The 23,573-nt window shown below is 72.0% G+C and carries 17 protein-coding genes, 1 other RNA gene and 1 pseudogene; 7 read left to right on the forward strand and 12 right to left on the reverse strand.

What is annotated here, in order from left to right; genetic code table 11:
* Positions 1-19: 19 nt before the first annotated feature.
* The 5 genes from AB0J42_RS31665 to AB0J42_RS31685 form a co-directional block, all read right to left on the reverse strand.
* Positions 20-2,146, reverse strand: a complete 2,127-nt coding sequence (locus AB0J42_RS31665) for a tetratricopeptide repeat protein (protein ID WP_364300948.1) — start codon at positions 2,144-2,146, stop codon at positions 20-22.
* Positions 2,147-2,385: 239 nt separating this feature from the next.
* Positions 2,386-3,231 (reverse strand): ABC transporter permease subunit, encoded by an 846-nt coding sequence (locus tag AB0J42_RS31670; RefSeq protein ID WP_364300949.1) that lies wholly within the window; start codon positions 3,229-3,231, stop codon positions 2,386-2,388.
* Entirely contained in the window at positions 3,228-5,744 is a 2,517-nt protein-coding gene (locus AB0J42_RS31675; RefSeq protein ID WP_364300951.1) for a CocE/NonD family hydrolase, read from the reverse strand. The genes AB0J42_RS31670 and AB0J42_RS31675 overlap by 4 nt, the downstream gene beginning before the upstream one ends.
* A gap of 41 nt (positions 5,745-5,785) precedes the next feature.
* A complete protein-coding gene (locus AB0J42_RS31680) occupies positions 5,786-6,385 on the reverse strand; it encodes a TetR/AcrR family transcriptional regulator (RefSeq protein ID WP_364300953.1) in 600 nt (199 codons plus the stop codon).
* A gap of 11 nt (positions 6,386-6,396) precedes the next feature.
* Positions 6,397-7,713 (reverse strand): HAMP domain-containing sensor histidine kinase, encoded by a 1,317-nt coding sequence (locus AB0J42_RS31685; protein WP_364300955.1) that lies wholly within the window; start codon positions 7,711-7,713, stop codon positions 6,397-6,399.
* 183 nt (positions 7,714-7,896) lie between these two features.
* Here AB0J42_RS31685 and AB0J42_RS31690 point away from each other — a divergent pair, with 183 nt between their 5' ends.
* Genes AB0J42_RS31690 through AB0J42_RS31700 form a run of 3 tightly spaced genes read left to right on the forward strand, consistent with a single transcriptional unit; the run spans position 7,897 to position 11,555 of the window.
* Positions 7,897-9,063, forward strand: a complete 1,167-nt coding sequence (locus AB0J42_RS31690; protein ID WP_364300956.1) for an acyl-CoA dehydrogenase family protein — start codon at positions 7,897-7,899, stop codon at positions 9,061-9,063.
* Positions 9,060-10,067: an acyl-CoA dehydrogenase family protein gene (locus tag AB0J42_RS31695; protein ID WP_364300957.1), complete on the forward strand. Its 1,008-nt coding sequence runs from the start codon at positions 9,060-9,062 to the stop codon at positions 10,065-10,067. Before AB0J42_RS31690 ends, AB0J42_RS31695 begins: the two co-directional genes overlap by 4 nt.
* Positions 10,068-11,555: an AMP-binding protein gene (locus tag AB0J42_RS31700; RefSeq protein WP_364300959.1), complete on the forward strand. Its 1,488-nt coding sequence runs from the start codon at positions 10,068-10,070 to the stop codon at positions 11,553-11,555.
* Here AB0J42_RS31700 and AB0J42_RS31705 read toward each other — a convergent pair.
* The 7 genes and pseudogenes from AB0J42_RS31705 to AB0J42_RS31735 all read right to left on the reverse strand — a co-directional run bounded on the left by AB0J42_RS31705 (position 11,527) and on the right by AB0J42_RS31735 (position 19,388).
* Positions 11,527-12,504 (reverse strand): YafY family protein, encoded by a 978-nt coding sequence (locus AB0J42_RS31705; protein WP_364300961.1) that lies wholly within the window; start codon positions 12,502-12,504, stop codon positions 11,527-11,529. The genes AB0J42_RS31700 and AB0J42_RS31705 overlap by 29 nt on opposite strands.
* A gap of 17 nt (positions 12,505-12,521) precedes the next feature.
* Complete coding sequence (locus AB0J42_RS31710; RefSeq protein ID WP_364300977.1) at positions 12,522-13,430, reverse strand: NADP-dependent oxidoreductase; 909 nt, start codon at positions 13,428-13,430, stop codon at positions 12,522-12,524.
* 12 nt (positions 13,431-13,442) lie between these two features.
* Positions 13,443-14,429 (reverse strand): annotated as a pseudogene (locus AB0J42_RS31715) (zinc-binding dehydrogenase); the annotation flags it as partial.
* A gap of 33 nt (positions 14,430-14,462) precedes the next feature.
* Positions 14,463-15,893: an Nramp family divalent metal transporter gene (locus tag AB0J42_RS31720; RefSeq protein WP_364300962.1), complete on the reverse strand. Its 1,431-nt coding sequence runs from the start codon at positions 15,891-15,893 to the stop codon at positions 14,463-14,465.
* A gap of 48 nt (positions 15,894-15,941) precedes the next feature.
* A complete protein-coding gene (locus AB0J42_RS31725; RefSeq protein WP_364300964.1) occupies positions 15,942-16,673 on the reverse strand; it encodes a GNAT family N-acetyltransferase in 732 nt (243 codons plus the stop codon).
* Positions 16,674-16,682: 9 nt separating this feature from the next.
* Positions 16,683-17,705, reverse strand: a complete 1,023-nt coding sequence (locus AB0J42_RS31730) for a membrane dipeptidase (RefSeq protein ID WP_364300967.1) — start codon at positions 17,703-17,705, stop codon at positions 16,683-16,685.
* A 252-nt stretch (positions 17,706-17,957) separates the two neighbouring features.
* On the reverse strand, positions 17,958-19,388 hold the full coding sequence (locus AB0J42_RS31735) for an NAD(P)/FAD-dependent oxidoreductase (protein WP_364300969.1): 1,431 nt from the start codon (positions 19,386-19,388) through the stop codon (positions 17,958-17,960).
* A gap of 113 nt (positions 19,389-19,501) precedes the next feature.
* On the opposite strand from AB0J42_RS31735, the gene AB0J42_RS31740 reads away from it, so the two are divergent.
* The 4 genes from AB0J42_RS31740 to rnpB all read left to right on the forward strand — a co-directional run bounded on the left by AB0J42_RS31740 (position 19,502) and on the right by rnpB (position 22,899).
* Entirely contained in the window at positions 19,502-20,317 is an 816-nt protein-coding gene (locus tag AB0J42_RS31740; protein WP_364300971.1) for a Nif3-like dinuclear metal center hexameric protein, read from the forward strand.
* Positions 20,314-21,054, forward strand: a complete 741-nt coding sequence (locus tag AB0J42_RS31745; protein WP_364300973.1) for a C4-type zinc ribbon domain-containing protein — start codon at positions 20,314-20,316, stop codon at positions 21,052-21,054. The genes AB0J42_RS31740 and AB0J42_RS31745 overlap by 4 nt, the downstream gene beginning before the upstream one ends.
* 34 nt (positions 21,055-21,088) lie before the next feature.
* Positions 21,089-22,291 (forward strand): bifunctional RNase H/acid phosphatase, encoded by a 1,203-nt coding sequence (locus AB0J42_RS31750; RefSeq protein ID WP_364300975.1) that lies wholly within the window; start codon positions 21,089-21,091, stop codon positions 22,289-22,291.
* Between the two features lie 206 nt (positions 22,292-22,497).
* An RNA gene (gene rnpB / locus AB0J42_RS31755) (RNase P RNA component class A) lies at positions 22,498-22,899 on the forward strand.
* Positions 22,900-23,573 lie beyond the last annotated feature (674 nt).

Genomic DNA, 23,573 nt, shown 5'->3' on the forward strand with positions numbered 1-23,573 from the left:
CCGGGAGCGGCGCCCCCTCTCAGACGAAAGAGTCGTCGGAGGGATCCAGGTCGCCGAGCGCGAGCGCGGACGCCTCGTCGAGGTCCAGCCGGCAGCCCTCCTCGAACGCCGCCCAGAAGCTCTTGTCGCCCAGCGCCTTCTGGCACTCCTTGACGCACTGGTCGTGGTCGGCGGTGAGGAACGGGGAGCCCAGCATGGGCAGCCCGGCCGACTTCCAGTTGTGCTTGAGCGCGCCGAGCAGCACCGCGGCCGCCCGGTCCTGGTCGCGCGCCACGAGGACGCGCGCCGTGGTCTCCAGCGCCAGCAGCGTGCCCAGGGTGTCGTGGAAGTGACGCTTGATCCGCAGGCCCTCGCGGGCGCTGTGCAGCGCCTCGTCCGGCCGCCCGGTGGCGAGCTTGGTCATCGCCATCGCCCACTGCGCGTACGAGCCCACCCACAGCTCACCGCGCTCGCGGCACACCTGCAGGCAGTCCTGCAGCAGCGACTCGGCCTCCTCGACCTCGCCCTGGGACGACAGCACCAGCGACAGCTCCACGATGGCGGGCAGCAGGCCCGGGTTCAGCTCCTTGTTGTCGGTGTTGAACTCGATCGCCACGCCCAGCAGCGCGCTCGCCTTCTGCAGGTCACCCTGGAGCAGCGCCGCCGTGCCCTGCATCTTCGAGGCCAGGATCACCGCCCGCGAGTCACCCACCCGGACCGCTTCGGTGCTGCACGTCTCGGCCGCCTCCAGCGCGCCCACGCTGTCGCCCTGAGCGCTCCGCACGTACGAGAGCACCCAGAGCGCCTTGCAGCGCTCCTTGCTCGGCACCGGGTTGGCCTCCAGCGCCCGCTCCAGGTAGCGCCGGCCCTCCCGGACGAAGCCGCAGCACACCCACATGAACCAGAGCGACGACAGCAGCGTCAGCGCCAGCTGCGTCTCGCCGGGCGTGCGCAACGCGTGTTCGAGCGCCAGCCGGACGTTGTCGTGCTCCTGCCGCATCCGGATGAACCAGTAGATCTGCCGCGGGCCGGACCAGGCGTCCTCGCTCCGGGTGGCCAGGGTCAGGTAGTACTGCAGGTGCTTGTGGCGCATGTGCTGGGCCTGGCCCAGCTTCTCCAGCCACTCCTCGCCGTACTCCGCCAGCGTGTCGATCAGCTTGTAGCGCACCCCGGCGTGGTTGCTCTGGATGAGCAGGATCGACTTCTCCACCAGCCCGGTCACCAGGTCGGTGATGTCCTCCGACGGCAGCCGGTCGTCGGAGCAGACGAACCGGGCCGCGTCGAGCTCGAAGTCGCCGGCGAACACCGACAGCCGCGCCCACAGCAGCCGCTCGGCGGGCTCGCACAGCTCGTGGCTCCAGCCGATCGCGGCCCGCAGCGTCTGGTGGCGCGGCAGCGCGGTCCGGCTGGCCCCGGCCAGCAGGCTGAACCGGTCGGTCAGCAGGCCCAGGATCTGCTCCACCGACAGCGCCCGCAGCCGCACCGCGGCCAGCTCGATCGCCAGCGGGATGCCGTCGAGACGGCGGCAGAGCTCGGCCACCGCGTGGATGTTGTCCTCGTCGAGCACGAAGTCCGGCTCGACGGCGACCGCCCGCGCCGTGAACAGCTGCACCGACTCGTTGGTGAACAGGTTCTCCATCGGGTCGTCGTCGGGCACCTGCAGCGGCGGCACCGGGACCACCTGCTCGTAGGGCAGGTGGAGCGACTGGCGGCTGGTGGCCAGCACCTTCAGGTTGGGCGCCGCCTCCAGCAGCTCGTGGACCAGCTCGGCACAGCCCTGCACCAGATGCTCGCAGGTGTCGATGATGAGCAGCATGTCGCGCTCGCCGACCCACTCGGCCAGCGTCTCGGACTCGGCGCGCGAGGACTGGTCGGCGATGCCGAGCGCGGAGGCGATCGTGTGGCGGACCATGCCCGCGTCCTGCAACCGGGCCAGGTCGGCGAACCACACGCCGTCGGGGTACAAGCTCCGGACCTGGTGCGCCAGCCGGAGCACCGTGCGCGACTTGCCGACCCCGCCGATGCCCGTGACCGTGACCAGGCGAGACTCGCCGAGGTGTCGCTTGAGGTTGGCGAGGAGGCGGGTCCGCCCGACGAAGCTGGTGAGCTCCGAGGGCAGATTGCCATCTCGCCGCCATCCTGTCGGGGTGGCCATCAGCAGCCTCACGGGGGATAGGCGACAACCTGCTCAAGCATCGTACCGCCGCCTCCCCCGGGTGTCGCGGCCCCCGTTTCCGGTGCGGGAGCGGGTTTGTATCACTGAGTAGCATGAATGCCGTGCAGGAATTTCTCCCGGAGCAGACCTCCGACGACACCGACCTCGGCTGGGGCGACTGGCGCGACCAGGACGACCCCGACACCTTCTACCTGGAGAACCGGCCCCCTCACTGGGGATAGCCGCCCGGCTCAGCTGACGACGTCCTTCCGGCGGAAGCGGCGGAAGGCGACGGCGATGAGCAGGGCCGCGTACGTGATCGAGATCGAGGCGCCCTTGGCCATGCCGCTCCAGTCGAGCTCCGGCATCAGGGCGTCGAACCAGGCGGTGTTCCAGAACGTCGGCAGGAACTCGCGCAGCACCCCCAGCGCCTCCACCGCCTGGAGGATGGTGCAGACGATCCAGAGCCCGACCGCGCCGCCGACCGCGCCGAGCGGCGAGTCGGTGACGGTGGAGATCAGGAACGCCAGCGCCGCCACGACGAGCTGGCTGACCAGCGCGTAGCCGATCACGATCGCGAAGCGGGGCAGCACGTCGACCGCCGGGATGGTCTCGCCGGTGCCGGGCACCTGGATGTCGTCCCAGCCGAACGCCAGCGTGCCCGCCAGCAGCGCCATCAGCGGCAGGCAGATCACGGCGGCGGCCGAGTAGCCGAGCGCCACGATCAGCTTCTGCCGCAGCAGCCGGTCGCGCGGCACCGGCGCGGCGAGCAGGTAGCGCAGCGACGACCAGCTCGCCTCGCCGGCCACGGTGTCGCCGCAGAACAGCGCGACCGCCACCACCAGCAGGAAGCTCGCCGACACCGACAGCGCGAACGCCGCGAAGTTCAGCCCGCTCTCGGTCGCCAGGTCGGCCATCCGCAGCCCCGGCCCGTCGCCGGAGGGCTGCGGCCCGAACTGGAACGCGATCACCAGGATCCACGGCAGCGCCAGCAGCAGCCCGAACATGACGAGCGTGCGCCGCCGCTTGAACTGCCGGACGATCTCGACCCGCAGCGGCAGCGTACGGCTCGGCGCGTAGCCGGGTGCGGCCGTCATACGTTCTCTCCGATCAGGTCGAGGAACACGTCTTCCAGGCGCGTCCCGTGCCCGTTGGCCGCGGCGGCCGAGCTGAGCAGGACCGACACCGGGCCGGTGGTGACGAGCTTGCCGCGGTGCATCACCACCACGTCGGTGCAGGTCTGCTCGACCTCGGCCAGCAGGTGACTGGAGACGATCACCGTGCGGCCGTCGCGGGCGTAGCGCTTGAGCACCTCGCGCATCTCCCTGATCTGGGGCGGGTCGAGCCCGTTGGCCGGCTCGTCGAGGACCAGCAGGTCGGGCAGGCCGAGCATGGCCTGGGCGATGGCCAGGCGCTGGCGCATGCCCTGGGAGTACGTGCGGACCGCGCGTTCCAGGGCCTTGCCCAGGCCGGCGATCTCCAGGGCCTCCTCGAAGTGCGCGTCGGCGGCGGGGCGGCCGGTGGCGGCCCAGTAGAGCTCCAGGTTGTCGCGCCCGGACAGGTGGGGCAGGAAGCCCGGCCCCTCCACGAACGCGCCGAGCCGCGACAGCACCGGCGCGCCCGGGGTGACGGGCTCGCCGAAGACGCGGATCTCCCCGGCGTCGGGCTGGATGAGGCCCAGCATCATCCGCATCGTGGTGGTCTTGCCGGCGCCGTTGGGGCCGAGCAGGCCGAGCACCTGGCCCCGCTCGACACGGAAGGACAGGTCGTCCACGGCCAGCTCGCCGTTGCGGTAGGCCTTGGTGAGCCCGCTGATCTCCAGCGGCGGCGCGTCGCCGGCGGGCGGTCCGGAGGCCCGGCGCGCGCCGGTGCGGCCGGTGGCGAGCAGCACCGCGGCCGCGACGACGGCGGCCAGCGGCATCGCCCACACCCACCAGGCGATCCCGGACGGCGGGGCGGCCAGCGAGGCCACGGTCGGCACCGACAGCGCGGGCGCGGCCAGCGCGATCCGGTAGGCGGCGGGCTGGGCCGGGGTGGCGTAGGCCATGTCGGTGGTGGACACCACCAGCCGGAGCCGGTGCCCGGTGTCGAAGCGGTGGTCCACGGCGGGCAGGGTGACGGTCGCCTCGGCGCTGTCCGCGCCCTCCGGGATCGTCACCCGGAAGGGGGCGACCAGCCCGGCGGGCAGCGTCGGCGGCTGGAGCGCGTCCGGCACGTCGAAGAGCTTGGCGAAGAGCGTCACCTCGCCCTCGCCGTACACCCTGACCCTGACGGAGGGGCTGCCGGTCAGCTGGAGCGGCGCGGTCAGCGGCTCCGACTCGAAGAAGGCGCTCTGGCCGGGCATGTCGATCGACACGCTCGGGGCGCCCTGGCCGCCGAGCAGCCCGCTCACGCCGGGGACGGTCGAGACGGCGGCGGGGGAGCCGCCGGGCGGGTTGACGACGTGCTGCTCGGGCCCGTTCAGCGTGACGGTGGTGACGTCGGTGCCGCCGAGCCCGGGGTAGTCGTCGGCCTCGGGGTGCAGGCGGATGCGCTGGCGGGTGCCGGGGTCGCGGCCGCCGTCGCGGGTGATGGTGAAGGCGCCGGGCACGGCGGCGTCCTCGCCCTTGAGGTGGCGGTCGAACCAGGCCAGCGTCTGCTCGCGCAGCCAGTCGGCCTCGCCGTCGCCGCCGTCGTGGCCGCCGTCGTACCAGGTCACGGAGACGGGGGTGCCGGCGGCGGCGATGGCCCTGGCGTTCTGGTCGGCGTGGTCGAGCGGGAAGAGCGAGTCGCGCTGGCCCTGGATGAGCAGCGTCGGCGCCTTGATGCGGCCCGCCACGTGGACGGGGCTGGAGGCCCTGAGCAGTTCGACGGCCTCCGGGGTGGCCTCGCCGGTCTGGGCGACCTGCTGGTAGATCTCGCAGATCTCCGGCAGGAAGCGGCCGCAGCGGGCCTGCTCGGCGGTCATCGGCCGCGGTTCACGGGTGAGCGCCTCCAGGCTCTGGGTGGCGCCGCCCTGGCCGAAGAAGATGCCGGCCCACATGCGCTTGAACACCCCGTCCTCCGGCCCGCCCCCGGCGGCGTCGGGGAAGAGCGCGTCGGAGAGGTCGGACCAGGTGATCTGGGGGACGATCGCGTCCACGCGGGGGTCGTGGGCGGCGGTCAGCAGGGCGATGGCGCCGCCGTAGGAGGCGCCGGCGATGCCCACCCGCGGGTCGCCGGCCGCGTCGAGCAGCACCTCGGGACGCTTCGCCAGCCAGTCGATGAGCTGCTTGACGTCCTTGACCTCGTAGTCGGGGGAGTTGAGCGCGATCTCACCCGTGGAGCCGCCGAAGCCGCGCGCCGACCAGGTCAGCACCGCGTAGCCCTCGCGGACCAGGTGCACCGCCTCCGCGCGGACGCTCCGCTTGTTGCCGCCGAAGCCGTGCGCGAGCAGCACGACGGGCGCCTTCCCGCCGCCCTGCGGCGGGAAGTACGTGACGTCGAGGTCGACCCGCTGGTCGTCGGCCGGCCCGTCGTAGACGGTGATGTGCTGGGCTTGACCGCGCACCTCGGGTTCGGACGGCCACACCAGCCACCCCGTCACCCCGAGTAGGGCGAGCACCGCGACCAGCGCGGCCGTACGTTTCATGGCGGAAGCCTACTTTCCCGACCTGAGAAAACTCTGAGACGTCACAGGTCGGCCGCGGACAGGCCGAGTTCCCGGGCGGTGGCGCTCTTGACCAGTTCGGTGACGCGGCGCCGGGGGAGCACGCGGCCGTGCACGTTCATCTGGATGGCCAGGCCGTCACCGAGGGCGAAGATCCGCCAGGCGGCGCCTTCGGGGTCGGGGCAGGTGAAGTCGCCGGCTGCGACGCCGGCCTCGATGATGCCCTGCATCACCTGCCTGCTCTGCACGTCGAGGCGGCGGGAGGTGCGCTGCAGGTCCTTGTTGCGCATCGACTCCGCCCAGGCGTCGATCCAGAGCCGCCATCCTTCGGGCGAGGCGGTGGGGGAGGAGAGTTTGAGCAGCGCCCGCAGGCGGTCGAGCGGCGGTTTGGGGGACCGTTCCACGGCGGCGAGCGAGTCCATGTGCCGCCTGGCCGCGTACGCGAAGGCCGCGGCGAACAGCTGATCCTTGGTCTCGAAGTGGTAGAAGAGCAGCGCCTGGCTGACGCCGGCGGCTTTGGCGATGTCGATGGTCCTGGTATGCCCGAACCCTCGCGCGGCGATCACTTCGCAGGCCGCCTTCAACAAATCCTCGCGCCGTAACCGGCCAAAACCTGGAGTCACAGGCCGTAACTCTAATCACTCCGCAACGGCAATCGGAGGACAAAGCGGGCGCCACGGTCGGAATCTTCGATCGTGAGGCTGCCGCCGTGGGCTTCCGCGATCTCGCGGGCGATGGGCAGGCCGAGCCCGGTGCCGCCGGCGTCGCGGCTGCGGGAGGCGTCCAGGCGCACGAACCGCTGGAAGACGGTCTCACGATGCTCCGGGGGGATGCCTTCCCCGTCGTCGAGCACCTCCAGTTTGGCCTCCCCGTTCTTGCGGACGCCGACGATGATCATGGACTCGGCGTGCCGCTCGGCGTTGTCCAGCAGGTTGGTGATCAGGCGGCAGATCTCCAGCCGGGAACCGGTCACCACCACGCCCGGCTGCAGGGTAGTGACCACCCGCTTGGTGCGGTGCACGGCCGCCTCGGCGGCGGCCACCTCGGTCAGGTCCACCGGCCCCCGCAGAGCGGGCGCGTTCGCGTCCAGCCTGGCCAGCGTGAGCAGGTCGGCCACGATGGCCTGCAGCCGGTCCAGGATGCCCAACAGGTTCCGGGCGACCGCAGGCCAGTCGGTCTGGTCGGGGTAGAGCAGCGCCTCCTCCACCTGGGCGCGCATCGCCGTGATCGGGCTGCGCAGGTCGTGGGAGGCGTCGGAGACGAACCTGCGCTGCCGCTCCGCCGCCGAGTCCAGCCGTTCCAGCGCCTGGTTCACGGTCTCGGCCAGGTTGCGGATCTCCTCGTCGTGGGCGGGCACCGGCACCCGCATGCCTCCCCCGGAGGCGGTGATCTCGCTGAAGGAGGCACGGATGCGGTCGACCGGCTCCAGCGTCCGGGAGACCACGCGCCAGGTGCCGAACGCGGCCAGCGCCACCGGCGCGAGGAAGATCCCGGTCAGGTAGAGCAGCATCCGCGGGGTGACGTACCAGGGGACGGCCTTCTCGGTCGTGTAGACGAGCCAGTCGCCGCCCGTCGGTGCCATGAAACGGTAGGCGACGACCCAGTTGCACTGTCCGGGGAAGAACGGCAGGTCGCACTCTTTCATAGTGGTGGCGACGGCGCCCGGCGGCGGCGTCAGCGTGCTCATCCGGGGTTTCCCGGCGACGTCCACGGTGGCGGCGATCACCTGCCCCTTGTCGTCGATCACCTGGACGTCGATCCGGTGGTCGGAGGCGAGCTGCTGGAGGCTGTCGCGCTGGGCCAGCTCGACCACGCGCATGGCCCTGCGCTCCAGCGTGTCCCGCTGGTAGGAGGAGGCCGACTGGTAGAGCGCGTACAGCACGTACAGGCAGACGATCACGCCCAGCACGGCCATGGCCACGGTCGCGAGCAGCGTCAGCCGCCCCCGCATGGTCCTCGTGAGCCGCGTGATCGCCTTCTCCCCCCGGTGGTCAGGTCATCACATCGGTTCAACCGTTTCCCAGAGGCGGAGATTCAGCGCCAAAGGGGGGTCAAAGGTCCGGCCAGATCATTGCTCTGTACGGCCGGGCGGGGCGTGGTTAGAGTAAGTGCCTACTGATGCTAGGGAGTGGATGTGGACCTTGCGGACTACCAGCGCGCCGCCAGGCAGTGGCTGGAGCGGAACGTCCCCTCGGGCGAGCAGGCCGGCGGCGACCCGATCGCCGTGGCCAAGGACTTCATGGCCCGTCTCTACGACGCCGGATACTCCGGCATCACCTGGCCCGAGCGGTGGGGCGGCCAGGGCCTGACCCAGCAGGAGGAGCGCGCGTTCAACGCCGCGGCCCGCGACTTCGCCCTGCCCACCTACGTCTTCTCCATCGGCCTGGGCATGACCGGCCCCACGATCGTGGACCGGGGCACCGACGCCCAGCGCGAGCGGTTCGTCCGGCCGCTGCTGCGCGGCGAGGAGATCTGGTGCCAGCTCTTCTCCGAGCCCGGCGCGGGCAGCGACGTGGCCGCCCTGCAGACCAGGGCCGAACGCGACGGCGACGGCTGGATCGTCAACGGCCAGAAGGTGTGGACCTCCGTCGCCCAGCACGCCGACTGGGGCCTGCTGCTCGCCCGTACCAACGTGGACGTGCCCAAGCACAAGGGCCTGACCATGTTCGTGGTCGACATGCACCACCCCGGCGTCACCGTCCGGCCGCTGAAGGACATGAGCGGCCGGTCCAACTTCAACGAGATCTTCTTCGACGACGTGCACATCCCCGACGAGCACCGGGTCGGCGACGTGGACGACGGCTGGAGCGTCGCCGTCACCACGCTGCTGCACGAGCGGCTGTCGATCTCCGCCGGGGTCGGCATGGGTGGCCGGAAGGACCACCCGGCCTCGCTGGAGGCGCTGCGCCGCACCCTCGACACCAGCGACCCGCTGGTCCGCGACGAGCTCGTCGAGCTGCACATCCGCTCACGCGCCCTGGACCTGTTCAACCGGCGCCTCGCCCAGGAGACCGAGGCCGGCGTGTTCCCCGGCGCCCGGGGCAGCGTCGCCAAGCTGCTGCTGGCCGAGCTGACCCTGTTCCAGGCCGACCTGGCCACCCGGCTGGCCGGGCCCGAGTCCGTCGCCGGCGGCCACCCGCTCGGCGCGGCGCTCGCCATGGCGCCCGGCCTGGCGCTCGGCGGCGGCACCAACGAGATCATGCGCAACATCGTCGGCGACCGGGTGCTCAACCTGCCGCCCGAGCCCCGGGTGGACAAGAACGTGCCGTTCAAGGAGCTGAAGGTGGGGACGCAGGCGTGAAACTCGTACTCAGCCAGGAACAGCGCGAGCTGCGCGCCGCCGTCCGCGACTTCCTCGCCGCCGCCTCCCCGCCGGGCAAGGCCCGGCAGGGCTACGACCCGCAGGTGTACGCGCGGCTCAACGGCGAGCTGGGCCTGTCAGGTCTGATCGTCGGCGAGGAGTACGGGGGAGCGGGCGCGGGCTTCGCCGAGCTGGCGGTCGCCCTGGAGGAGACCGGGGCGGTGCTGCTCCCCGGGCCCTTCCTGGCCACCGTGTTCGCCACGATCGCGCTGACCCGGGCGCCCGACAAGGAGCTGCTGTCCGGCATCGCCGAGGGCCGCCTCTCCGCCACCCTGGCCGGCGACGGCGTCACCGCCGGCGGAGACGGGCTCACCGGCACGCTGCCGCGGGTGCTGTCCGGCATGGAGGCGGACGTCCTGCTGGTCACCGCCGGTTCCGGGCTGTACGCCGTCGACCTCACCGGCCCGGGCGTCACCCGCACCCCGCTCGACACGCTCGACATCACCCGCGGCCAGGCCGGGATCGTCCTGGACGGCGCACCCGGCCGGCTGCTCGGCGAGCCCGGCGACGAGGTCGCCGACCTCGTGGCGGTGGCGCTCGCCGCCGAACAGCTCGGCGTGATGCGGGCCGCGCTCGACGCCATCGTCGCGTACGCCAAGATCAGGGTCGCGTTCGGCCGCTACATCGGCTCCTACCAGGGCGTCAAGCACAAGCTCGCCGACATGCACGGCAAGCTGGAGCAGGCCGAGTCGATCGTCCGCTACGCCGCCTGGGCCGCCGACGAGGCCGCCGACGAGCTGCCCGGCGCCGCCGCGCTCGCCCAGGCGTACGTGGGCCGCGCCTGCTTCGAGGTGGCCCGCGACCACCTGCTGCTCTACGGCGGCATCGGCTACACCTGGGAACACGACGCCCATCTCTACTTCAAGCGGGCCAAGACCGACGAGGTGCTGCTCGGCCCGCCCCGCATCCACCGGGCCAGAATCGCCGAACTCCTGGAGCTGTAGGTGGACATCAGCAAGACGCCCGGCTTCTACGCCATCGCCCAGGCCGACCCCGGCCGCCTCGCCGTCGTCGACGCCGACGGCACGAAGACCACGTACGGCGAGCTGCTCGCGCTGGTCAACCAGGTCTCCCACGGGCTGCGCGGGCGCGGGCTCGGCACCGGGGACGTGGTGGCCGGCGTGCTGCCCAACGGGCTCGACCAGGTGATCATGATCATGGCCACCGGACAGATCGGGCTCTACTACGTACCGATCAACTGGCACCTCGCCGCCCCCGAGATCGACTACATCCTCAAGGACTCCGAGGCCCGGCTCGCGGTGACCACCCGGGAGTACGCGGTGCCCGGGGCCGAGATCGGCACCGCGGGACTGGCGGCCGGGCAGCCCGCCACCGCCCCCGGCGACCGCACCGCGGGGGCGGTCATGTGGTACACCTCCGGCACCACCGGCCGCCCCAAGGGCGTGCAGCGCCCGCTGCCCGGCGCCGAACCCGAGGCCGCCGTGCCGGTCTACACCTGGTTCCTCGGCGAGGTGGTCGACCTGACACCCGGCGACGGAGTCCACCTGGTGACCTCGCCCATGTACCACTCCTCGCCGTGCGCCCACACCCAGTTCGCGCTCCACCTCGGGCACACCGTGGTCATCGCCCCGCACTTCGACCCGGAGACCGTGCTGGAGCTCGTCGAACGCCACCGGGTGACGAACGCGATGATGGTGCCGACCATGTTCCACCGGATGCTGCAGCTGCCCGAGGAGGTCCGGCGGCGCCACGACCTGTCCAGCCTCCGGCAGGTCATCCACACCGCCGCCGCCTGCCCCGTCGCCGTCAAACAGCGGATCATGGACTGGTGGGGGCCGGTGCTCTACGAGTACTACGGCTCCACCGAGTCCACCATCGCCTTCTCCGTCAAACCGCACGACTGGCTGGCCAGGCCCGGCACCGTCGGCAGGCCCGCGCCCACCTTCGAGGCCAAGATCTTCGACGAGGCGGGGAACGAGCTGCCCCCGGGCGAGCCCGGCCTGATCTACGTCAAGTCCAGCCTCGGCAGGTTCGAGTACCGCAAGGACCCCGCCAAGACCGCGGCCAGCATGCGCGGCGAGTGGTACACCCCCGGCGACATCGGCTACCTGGACGAGGACGGCTTCCTGTTCCTCTGCGACCGGCGCACCGACCTGATCGTCTCCGGCGGGGTCAACATCTATCCCGCCGAGATCGAGGCCGCCCTGCTCGAACACCCCGCGGTGGCCGACGTCGCCGTCATCGGCGCGCCCGACGAGGAGTGGGGCCACCACGTGGTCGCCCTGATCGAGCCTGCCGAGGGCGTCACCCCAGGGCCGGAGCTGACCGCCGAGCTGCTGGAGCACTGCGGGCCCCGGATCGCCCGGTTCAAGCACCCCAAGGTGATCGAGTACCGCGAGAGCCTGCCCCGCACCCCGACCGGCAAGCTGTCCCGGTCCAAGGTCAGGCAGGAGTACCTCGACGGCCGCTGACCGCCCGCCCGTAGCGCTCCGCCAGCCGCCGCACCGCCTCGGCCAGCTCCGGCGGATCCAGCACCTCGAAGTCCACGTCCAGGAAACCGACCCAGACCGCCATGCCGTGCAGGTCGTCGCTGCCGAGCGTCAGCACGCACCTGTCCGGCCCCACCGGCTCGACCTCCAGCCCGTCGCCGAACCCGAGCGACCGCACCCGCTCGACGGGGGCGTGCAGCAGCACCGTGCCGCGGTGCGGCCAGGCGGCCGTGGTGACGCCGCGCTCCACGTACGAAGCCACGTCGCCGTCCGCCGGCAGCTCGCGCGGCGCGAACCGGGGACCGGCCGGGATCCGCGCCCGCAGCCGGTCCACCCGGAACGTCCGCCAGTCCCGCCGGTCCACGTCGTAGCCCACCAGATACCAGCGGCCGCGCCGGTGCACCAGCCGGTACGGTTCCACGTCCCGTACGGTCTCGGCCCCGTCGTGCCCGGTGTAGTCGAAACGCAGCCGCTCCCGGTCGCGGGCCGCGTTGGCGATCGTGGTCAGCAGGTCGGGCGGCACCGACGGGGCCTTGCCCGGGATCTGCACCGTGTAGGCGTTCAGCGCCCCGACCCGCCGCCGCAGCCGGGACGGCAGCACCTGCTCCAGCTTGGCCAGCGCGCGCACCGACGACTCCTCGATGCCCTCCACGCCGCCTCCGGCCGCCCGGCCCAGCCCGACCGCGACGGCCACCGCCTCCTCGTCGTCCAGCAGCAGCGGCGGCAGCGCCGCCCCCGCGCCCAGCCGGTACCCCCCGGCCACCCCCGGCGTGGCGTGCACCGGATAGCCGAGGCTGCGCAGCCGCTCCACGTCCTTGCGGATGGTCCGGGTGGTCACCCCGAGCCGCTCCGACAACTCGGGGCCGCTCCACTCCCTGTGCGCCTGGAGCAGCGAGAGCAGCTTGAGCAGACGCGCCGAGGTGTCCAGCATGCCCGCAAGTCTGCCTCCTATCGCGGAAAGCCCGCTTCCGCGATCAGCAGGATCTTGCCGAGGAAGTGCCCGTCCTCGCTGAGCCGGTGCGCGTCCGCGGCCCGCTCCAGCGGGAACGCCGCCGCCACCGGCAGCCGCACGTCCCCGGCGGCCCGCACCACCTCCGGGAACGGGACCCGCTCCGTCATGCCGGTGGAGAAGTGCACCCCGTACGCCGCCGCGCCCCGCGGGTCGGCGATCGTCACCACCCGCCCGGGGTCGCCGGTCAGCTTGACCGACAGGCCCAGCACGTCCCGGCCCGACGCGTCCAGCACCAGATCCACCCGCTCGGTGATCCGCTCCTCCAGCCCGGGGCCGTAGACGACCGGGTGGACCCCCATCCCGCGCAGATAGGCGTGGTGCCGCTCGCTCGCCGTGCCGATCACCCGCGCGCCCCGGGCCAGCGCCAGCCGCGCGGCCACCAGGCCGACGCCGCCCGCCACCGCGTGGATCAGCAGCGTCTTCCCTGCGGTCACGCCCAGCCGGCGCAGCGCCCGGTACGCGGTCTCGGCGGCGACCGGCAGCGCGGCGGCCTCCTCGAACGTCATCCCGCCCGGGATCGCCGCCAGTTCCCCGGCGTCGGCCAGAGCGTAGGTGGCCGCCGCGCCCGCCGCCGGGCCGAACACCGCGTCACCCGGCCGCCACCGCTCCACCCCGGGACCGGCGGCGTCCACCACCCCCGCCAGCTCCAGGCCGGTGCCCGCCGGGGCGTCCGGAACCGGGCCCATCAGGCCGCGGCGCAGCTTCCAGTCCACCGGGTTCACCCCGGCCGCGCGCACCGCCACCCTGACCTGGCCCGGACCCGGTTCGGGCAGCGGCACCTCGTCCAGCCGCAGCACCTCCGGGCCGCCGTGCCGGTCATAGCGCACCGCCTGGGCTGCGGCCACCAGCACCGCCTTGCCGACCAGCTCGCGCGCCTCCAGCGCGGCGTGCGCCCGCGCCGCCTCCCGCAGCGGCACGACCATCCCGAGGTGCGTGGCCAGCCCGCCCGCCGCCGCCTCGCCGAGCGCCCGCCCGGCGAGCCGCCTGAACTCCGCGGGCTCGAACCGCACCAGCTCCATCCCCACGATCCGCACCCGCCCGGCCTCCCCGGGCCCGATCTCGGCCGTACTCCCGCTCGGCACCCCATAGGCGAAGAACATCCCCCCGTCCACCGTCGCCCGCAGAGCCGCCGCCCCCACCCGCCCCCCGACCCCGTCGAACACCACATCGAACCCGCCGCCGCTCCCCGTACGCGCCGTGAGCTCCGCACCCCCGCCAGGTGCCGTGGGGTCCGCACCCTCACCCGTACGTGCTACGAGGTCCGGGTAGCCGATCACCTCGGTCGCGCCGTACCGGAGAGCCGCCTCGCGCTTGGCGGCGCCGGTGGCGGCGGCCGTCACCCGGGCGCCCGCCGCGGCGGCGAGCCGGACGATCGGAAGGCCGAGAGCCCCGCCCGCGCCCGTCACCAGGACGCGGGCGCCGGGCCGCAGCCCGGCCGCGTCCGTCAGGGCCAGCGCCGCGGGACCGACCTGGATGATCGCCGCGGCCGCACGGAGGTCCAGCCCGTCGGGCACCGCCACCAGCGTCGCCACATCCGCCACGGCCCGCGTGGCGTACCCGCCGCCGCCCGGCAGCAGCGCCGCCACCCGCCGCCCGAGCCACTCCGCGGGCACCCCGTCGCCCACCTCCAGCACCCGCCCCGCCACCCCGGTCCCCGGCGTGTACGGCGGCCGGAGAGGGAAGTACTCCTGGCCCCACCCCGCTCGCAACTGGGCGTCCAGCGACATGACGTCGGCGGCCACGACACCGATCACCACCTGCCCGGCTCCCGCCACGGGATCGGGCGCGGTCCCGGCCACCAGGACGCCGGGACCGCCGAACTCACGCACCTCAACGATGTCCATCCGGCCACGATGGACCCTCAACCACGCTTGAGGTCAACCGAAGAGCCGCTGCACCTGCTGGATCACGGTGAGCACGGTCAGCGACCCGAAGAACGCGATCGACCACACCATCGCCCCGAGCCGGTACGAGCGGATCCTGATCGGCCCCGGCAGCGCCTTCCGGTTGAGCCAGATGAGCAGGATCGAGTACACGAACATCATCACCGCGGCGAAGCTCGCCGACAGCACCAGCAGCACCAGCGGCTGGTCGAAGCCCAGCAGCAGGATCGTGATGCCGATCAGCGCCATCGCCCACACCACGATGAAGTAGACCCGGTTCTCCGAGACGCTCCGGCCCCGCAGGTACACGGTCTTGATCGTGTCGGCGAGCAGCCGTGAGGTGTAGTCCACGATCCCCATCGCCGAGGCGAACAGCGCCAGCGCGCCGATCACCCAGAACAGCACGCCGAACCAGGGCGCGACCACCTGCTGCAGCACCTGCCCCTCGACGCCCAGGAAGTCGATGCTGTTCTCCAGCCCCGGCCGCCCGAACACGGTCGAGTAGGCCAGCATCGACATCAGCGCGATCGTCACGAACGACACCAGCGCGAACGTGGACGCCTGCTCGATGTTGGCCACCCGCCACCACTGCCGCCAGCGGGCCAGGTTCTCCCGGGTGGGCGCGAACTGGAAGCCGGTGGACGGCGCCGCCTCCTCCTGCCCGGTCACCGGACTGACCAGGCGCGGCACGTACAGCCCCATGCCGAGGCCCTTGTCGCGGATCCAGTTGCTCTGGCACAGGTTCTGCCCGCCGCCCGCGCCCGCGTACGCGATGGCGCCCATGAGCAGCGCGAACTCCAGCGGAGGTACGGGGAAGCCCGCGTCGACCGTCAGCCCGCGGCCGAGGCCGGTCCAGGCGTCGGCGTTGATCGCGAACAGCACCGCCACGACGATCAGCGTCAGCACCAGAGCGATCTTCACGAAGATCACCCGTTCCAGCGCCGTGTAGATCACCGGCGCCAGCGTGAGGCCGAGCGCGATGACGACGAGCATGCCGATGGCGATCCAGCGCACGCTGCCCTCGCCGGTCCCGGTCAGGTACGTGACCATCGTCGCCGACGTGGTGACCCAGCCGGGCCAGAGGTTCGAGCAGAGCGTCATCAGCACGAAGACCAGGCCCCAGTGACGCCACAGGCGGCTGAACCCGGTGAGCGCGGTCTCGCCGGTGGCCAGCGTGTAGCGCTCGATCTCCATGTTGATGAACCACTGGGTGATGATGCCGATCAGCGCGCCCCAGATGAAGATCAGGCCGACCTGGGAGGCGATGTACGGCCAGAGGATGAACTCGCCGGAGGCGAGCCCGACACCCGCGCCGACTAAGCCGGGGCCGATGATGCGCCAGGCCGACCGGGGCGGTTCGGGGAGGTCGCGGACGGTGACCGGCGGCAGGACTCGGGAGGGGACGGTGGGGGTGAACTCCGTCATGCGGGATCTCCCTCTGACAGGTTTCCGTAACGAAAGTGGAATACCCGGTTAATCCCGCTCCACGACATATTCTCCGTTACGGGTGAAATCTGTGACGCGGGCGCCCGAGGCCATCAGCCCGCCCAGCGTCGCGCGGGTCGCCAGCCGCCACTCCCGCGCCGCCCCGGGGTCCTCCCGGCGCAGCGCCTCGACGTCCGCGGGCGTCGCCACCAGCACCGCCCGCCCCTCCGCCGGCCCGATCGCCGGCCGCCCGCCCGCGTCGGCGAGCACACTCGGGTACGAGACCTCCGCCGGCCCTTCCGTCAGCCGGTCCAGCCGCCAGACCGCCAGCAGCCGGTCCGACTCGTCACCCTCGTTGACCTCGTCGGCCATCACCCCGTAGAAGCACTCCAGGTACTGCTCCGGCCTCGCGCCCAGCTTGACCAGGTTGAACCGGGCGTTCCGGCGGACCAGCGGATCGAACGTCCAGGTGATCCGCTCCAGGCCGCGCGCCCGGCACCACTCCCGCTGGTGCAGCTTGAGCGCCGACCCCGCGCCCAGCCCCGGCAGCGCGCCGGTCACGTGCGAGTGCAGCGCCCCTCCCGCCGCCAGGAACCCGACCGACGCGCCCACCAGCCGCCCGCCCTCGTAGGCGCCCGCGACGTAGCCGCCCCCGTGCGCGAAAGCGATCATCAGCTCGACCGGGACCGGCGGGTTGCGCGGGTCCGGGCGCCAGATGCCGTCGAAGAGCCGGAACGCCTCGTGGAACTCCTCCAGCCGGTGCAGCTCGCGTATCTCCACCCGATGGGTCTACCCGAGCTGCTCGGCCAGGAAGCGGTGCACATTACCGCCGATGATCTTCTGCACGTCCTTCTCCGGCAGGCCCCGCCCGAGCAGGCCCTCAGTGACCAGGGGCAGCCCCGACGGGCCCTCCAGCCCTGGGATGGCGGCCATCACGTCGACCCCGTAGTCCGGCTCCTCGCACGGCGGCGTCACATCCGCGAACACCTCCCGCACGAAGTCCGGGCCCAGGCCCACGTGGTCGATCCCGGCCACCCGCGCGACGTGCTCGATGTGGTCGAGCAGATGGTCCAGCGTCGCCTCGTGCTCCCGCTCGGTGAGGAACCCGGCGAAGAAGTTCACGCAGATCACCCCGCCGGTGGCGGCCACCCCGCGCAACTGCTCGTCGGTGAGGTTGCGGTGGTGGTCGCGGAGCGCCCGCGCCGACGAGTGCGTCGCCATCACCGGCCGGGTCGCCAGCTCCAGCACGTGCGCCACCCCCGACGCGCCCAGGTGCGACACGTCGAAGACCATGCCGAGCCGTTCCATCTCGCGCAGCGCCGCCACGCCGTGCGACGTCAGCCCGCTGCCGGTGGCGTCCTCGCCGCTGCCGTCCGCCAGCGGGGTGCGGCCCCAGTGCGCGATCGAGGCGATCCGCACCCCCAGCCGGTACACGGTGGAGATCAGCTCCACGCTCGCGTCCAGCCCCGGCATGCTCTCCAGCGCCAGCACCAGCGCGATCAGGCCCTCGTCCAGCGCCGCGTCGATCTCCGCCGCGTCCGTGCAGAGCCGCACCCGGTCGGCGTTCCCCTCGGCGATCACATGCGCGCACTCGATCATCCGCAGCGTCTGGCGCAGCGCGCCCTCCGGGCGGTACGGGTCGTCGATGAAGACCGGCAGCACCTGCAGCCGCACCCCGCCCTCCTGGAGCTGGGGCAGCCAGCGCTCCCGGAAGAACGCCGCCCACCGGTGGGGCGGCCGGGCCGCGACGGCCATCAGCAGATCGTTGTGGGTGTCGGCGACGACGGCGCGCTCGTGGAGGGAAGACGTCATGGCGCGGACGCTACCGCGCACCCCGGCCCCGTCGCCATGTGCACCCGCACAACCTCAGCCCCCTCTCTCGGCACCCCGCACAACGCCCGCGCACCCCTCCACGGCGGCCCGCACACCTCCGCCTACGGGCAGCTCGCGAGATGCGCCGCACCCCCTCCTCGGAGGCTTGTACGACTTCCAGCACGCCTCTCGGCGGCCCACCCCCGACTTCAGGACTCCGGAGTACGGAGGTTTCCTGACCGCGGGGCGTGTTCAGACTTCTCGGTACGCGGCGCGGGGCGGTTTCGACGTCAGCCGCCGGTACAGAGGCGTCGTCCCCGGCCAGTTGTTGGTGATCCGCCCGTCGGCCGTCTTGTACCAGCTCCGGCAGCCGTCCTGCCAGACCATGCGTGCCATCGCCTGCTCCAGCCGCCGCCGCCAGGCGTCCATCACTTCAGGCCGCACTTCCAGCCGCCTGCCGCCCGACAGGTGCGGCAGGGTGTTCATGATGTGGTTCACCTGGCATTCGAGCATGTAGATGATCGAGTTGTGCCCCAGGTTCGTGTTCGGCCCGTACAGCATGAAGAGGTTCGGAAAGCCCGGCAGCGCGATCCCGAGGTAGGCCTCCGCGCCGTCCGCCCACCGGTCGGCGAGGTCCAGCCCGCCGCGGCCGGTCACTCGCATCGGCGCGAGGAACTCGGTGCTGCGGAACCCGGTCGCGTACACGATGGTGTCGGCCTCGTGTAAAGCCTCGGTCGTCTGCACGCCCCGCTCCGTGATCCGTACGATCTTGTCGGTCACCACGTCCACGTTGGGCCTGGTCAGGGCGGGGTAGAAGCGGCTGTCGATGATCACGCGCTTGCATCCGGGCGGGTAGTCGGGGGTGAGCTTCGCCCGTAACGCCGGGTCCTTCACCTGGTTGTGCAGGTGGCCGAGGGCGCGCCTGCGGAGCAGGTCCTCGCTCCAGCCGCGGGCCAGCGCCGGGTAGAGGGTGGCCTCGGCGTACCGGTAGAGGTACTCGCGGTAGGCGCGCTGCAGCCCCGGCACGTACCGGAACGCGAGCCTGGCCGCGGTGCCGAAGGTGGCGTCGGGCTTGGGGATGACCCAGTTCGGGGTGCGCTGGAAGACCTGGAGCCGGGCGGCTTGACGGGCGACGGGCGGGATGAGCTGCGCCGCCGACGAACCGCTGCCGATCACCGCGACCCGGCGGCCGGTGAGATCGTGGGAGTGGTCCCAGCGGGAGGAGTGGAAGGACGTGCCGGCGAAGTCGTCCATGCCGGGGATGTCGGGCAGGTGGGGGCGGTTGAGCTGGCCGACGGCCATGACCACGACGTCGAAGGTCTCGGTGGCGCCGGAGGCGGTGAGCTGCCAGCGGGTGCCGTCGAAGGTGGCGTCGGTGACCTCGGTGTTGAACCTGATTTTCCGCCTGACGTCGTATTTATCGGCGCAGTGCTCTAAGTAGCCCAATATTTCGGGCTGGTCGGGATATCTGCGGGTCCAGCTCGCGTACTTCTCGAAGGAGTACGAGTACAGATGCGAGGGGATGTCGCACCCCGCGCCGGGATAGCTGTTGTCCCGCCACGTGCCGCCCAGCCCGCTCGCCTTCTCGAAGATCGTGTACGAGCGGATCCCGGCCCGTTCGAGCCGGATCGCCATGCACAGCCCGCCGAACCCCGCGCCGACGATCGCCACGGTAGGTGTCATGCCGCCCTCCGCCGAGTCAGGATCCACTTACACTACGCCGAACCGCGTTCGGCGCCCACCCCTCGCCGGCGGCCTGGCCTGCCAAAGATCGCACCGGCCGATAGTCTGCCCTGGTGGCTGCATGGACACTGACCGACGTGATCGACGTGCTGGAGGCGGCGTACCCGCCCGCACGGGCCGAATCCTGGGACGCCGTGGGCTTGGTCTGCGGCGACCCCGCTCAACAGGTGGAGAGGGTGCTGTTCGCGGTCGACCCGGTCGCCGCCGTCGCCGACGAGGCCGTGGCGTGGGGAGCCGACCTGATCGTCACCCACCACCCGCTCTACCTGCGCGGCACGACCACCGTCGCCGCGACCACGCCCAAGGGACGGCTCGTCCACAAGCTCATCAAGAACGACATCGCCCTCTTCACCGCCCACACCAACGCCGACGTGGCCAACCCGGGCGTCTCCGACGCGCTGGCCCGCGCCGTGGGACTGACCGGCGACCTGGTGCCGCTCCGGCCGTTGCCCGACGACCCGTGGCGCGGCCTGGGCCGCATCGGCCGGCTGCCGGAGGAGATGACGCTCGGCGAGTTCGCCGCCCAGGCCGCCGCCGGGCTGCCCGCCACCGCCTGGGGCATCCGCGTCGCCGGAGACCTGTCCCGCCCCGTGTCCCGCATCGCGGTCAGCGGCGGCGCCGGCGACTCGCTCCTGGACACGGCCCGCGCGGCCGGCGCCGACGTGTTCCTCACCGCCGATCTCCGCCACCACCCCTCCAGCGAGTTCATGGAGGCGAGCGGACCCGCCCTGATCGACGCCGCCCACTGGGCCACCGAATGGCCCTGGCTCGACACCGCCGCGTCCACCCTGACCGGCAAGGGCGTTAACGTGGAGACGCGTGTCTCCGCCACGGTCACCGATGCTTGGACAAGAGGATATAGATCATGAAAGCAGCCCCCGAGGTCCAGAAGAGGCTCCTCGACCTCGCCGAGCTCGACGCCACACTCGACCGGCTGGCCCACCGCCGCCGCACCCTGCCCGAGCTCGCGGAGATCGACGAGCAGTCCAAACGCTACGCCAGGCACGCCACCGAGGTCATCGAGGCCGAGACCGAGGCCGGCGACCTCGCCCGCGAGCAGACCAAGGCCGAGGCAGACGTCGACACCGTCCGCATCCGCATCGAGCGCAACCAGCAGCGCCTCGACTCCGGTGCCGTCTCCTCCGCCCGTGACCTGGCCAGCCTCCAGTCCGAGATCACCTCGCTCCACAAGCGGCAGAGCGACCTGGAAGAGGTGGTGCTGGAGATCATGGAACGCCGCGAGGCGGCCGACGCCCGCGTCACCGACCTCATCGCCCGCCGCGACGAGGCCCTGGCCACCCTGACCGAGGCCGAGGCCCGCCGCGACGCCGCCTTCGCCGAGATCGACAAGGAGGCGGGCGACGTCCGGTCCCGCCGCGCCGCCGTCGCCGCCGAACTCCCCGCCGACCTGCTCAAGCTGTACGAGCGACTGCGCGAGCAGTACGGGGTCGGCGCCGCCATGCTGCAGGCCGGGCGCTGCCAGGGCTGCAAGGTGGCCCTGTCCATCGCCGAGATGAACCAGATCAAGGCCGCGGCCCCCGACGAGGTGCTGCGCTGCGAGGAATGCCGCCGCATCCTCGTCCGTACGGCCGAGTCGGGCCTGTGACCGCGCACCCGCCCGGGAGCGCAGAGAGGGAAGAGTGACCGCCTACATCGTCGAGGCCGACGGCGGCTCGCGCGGCAACCCCGGCCCCGCCGGCTACGGCGCCGTGCTCCGCGACGCGGCCGACGGCCGGCTCCTCGCCGAGACCGCCGAGGCCATCGGCGTCGCCACCAACAACGTCGCCGAGTACCGCGGCCTGATCGCCGGCCTCCGCCTGGCCCTCGACGTGGGCGGCGAGGGCGCGCCGGTGGCCGTGCGGATGGACTCCAAACTCGTCGTCGAGCAGATGGCGGGCCGCTGGAAGATCAAGAACGAGGGCCTGCGCCCGCTCGCGCTGGAGGCGGGCAAACTGGCCCGCCGGCTGCGCGTGACGGAGTGGACCTGGATCCCGCGCGCCCGCAACGAACACGCCGACCGCCTGGCCAACGAGGCGATGGACGCCGCCGCCAAGGGCCTCACCTGGAAGGCGGGCGGCACGCCGTCCGAGGACACGCCCCGGTCACCGCGGCTTGCGGAGCAGACCGACCTCCTCGACCCGAGCTCCGAACTGTCCGCCCCGACGGCCTCCGTCGCCACCGCCCAGCAGCGCACCGCCAAGGGCACCGGCTGGGCCCCGCCCACCCGGGTCGCCACCTCGCTCGTCCTGCTCCGCCACGGCGAGACCCCGCTCTCCGCCGAACGCCGCTTCTCCGGCCTCGGCGACCCCGAACTCACCGCCAACGGCCTCGCCCAGGCCGCCGCGGCCGCCGCCAGACTCTCGCGCGACCCGTACAGACTGGACGCCATCGTCACCTCCCCGCTCACCCGCGCCCGCCAGACGGCCCAAGCCGTCGCCGAACGCGCCGGCCTCGACGTGGAGACCGACGACGACCTCAGAGAGACGGACTTCGGCGCCTGGGAAGGCCACACGTTCACCGAGATCCAGCGTCGATGGCCCGACGAACTGACCGCCTGGCTCGCCGACCCCGGCTACGCCCCGCCCGGCGGCGAGAGCTTCACCGCCGTCGCCGGCCGCGTCGCCCGCGCCCAGCGCCGCCTCATCGAGAAGTACGAGGGACGCACCGTCCTGGTGGTCTCCCACGTGACACCCATCAAGACGCTGCTCCGCCTCGCCCTCGACGCCCCGCCCGCCGCCCTCTACCGGATGCACCTGGACCTGGCCTGCCTGTCGCTCATCGAGCACTACGCCGACGGCAACCCGGTGGTGAAGTCCTTCAACGACACCTCCCACCTCCGCTGACGCTGAGGGTCCGCACGCGCCGAGGGCCCGTACGAGCCGCAGTGCTCGTACGGGCCCGGAAGCCGATCGTGCCGGGCGCCGCCAGAACACCCGGCACGACCCCTGGTGCCACAGCCCCCCTCAGGCGGTGACACCCTGCCATCCCACCGCGAGGATCTTGTCGTTTGGTTGCGGGCCGCTTGCATGCGCTAATCTCAACATTAGGACGAGTCGGCCGGGCGACCGCGTCGGGCCACTTCACACGGCCCGCCGAGGAAGGTCCGGGCTCCACAGGGCAGGGTGGTCGGTAACGCCGACCCGGGGTGACCCGCGGGAAAGTGCCACAGAAAGCAGACCGCCTTCCGGGGCTTCCCGGAAGGTAAGGGTGAAAGGGTGGTGTAAGAGACCACCAGCGCCCACGGTGACGTGGGCGGCTCGGTAAACCCCACCCGGAGCAAGGTCAAGAAGGGACGATCCTCCGGGACCGTCCCGCGTGCGCCGCTTGAGGGCTGCCCGCCCGAGGCGCACGGGTAGACCGCTGGAGGCCGCCGGCAACGACGGCCCGAGATGGATGGTCGCCCCTTCGCGTACGCGAAGGACAGAACCCGGCCTACAGGCCGACTCGTCCCCCCATCCAAGCCTGACCCGCGCCTCATCCCTGCTACCCCAGACCAAAACGCCCGCCCAAATCCAAAGGCCACCTCGCCCGGCAAACCCTAGAAGCGCTTCGCGCATGCCAAAGGCGCGGTCTTCGCCCATCAGGCGCTCCGCGCCTAAGAGCTCAGGCTGTGCTTCCTGGGGGGCGCGGCCCCCCAGACCCCCAGCTCAAACCCGCTTCGCCGCGTCGTCAGCCGTGATAACCGGTCATCGGGCTTGGCCGTTCATGAGGTTTCAGGCCATGACGCTTACGCATATACAGCAAACCGGGGCGAAGTGGACGGTTGCGTCGACCAGTCCGGGTACGCCAGCGTCAGCGGATGTGTTGATAGCGATGCTGGCTGGTGTGGCATGGGCAGAATAACCGGCATGCCAGCCGCCAGTTGACAAAGGTGCTCTTGGTCAGCGGCGACCGGCGATCATCTGAAGGGGCTGGGGCACAAGGGGCCGACGCCACGGCAGCCGATTCCTGGCTGCCATCCTGCGTGGAGGGCAACTTGACGCCTGTTCAAGCCCTTCAGGCAGCGATTCTGAGCACAGGCGCTCGCACTTGTCGACGACGCGTGAATACTGACCCCCAGGCGACGGCCGAAATCTGACCCCCCTTGCAGTTCACTCTGGAGGGTGATCAAGGTGGAGGACTGGG

Origin of the sequence: Nonomuraea sp. NPDC049649 (assembly GCF_040675175.1) — a bacterium.
In the GTDB taxonomy this organism is placed as follows: Bacteria; Actinomycetota; Actinomycetes; order Streptosporangiales; family Streptosporangiaceae; genus Nonomuraea.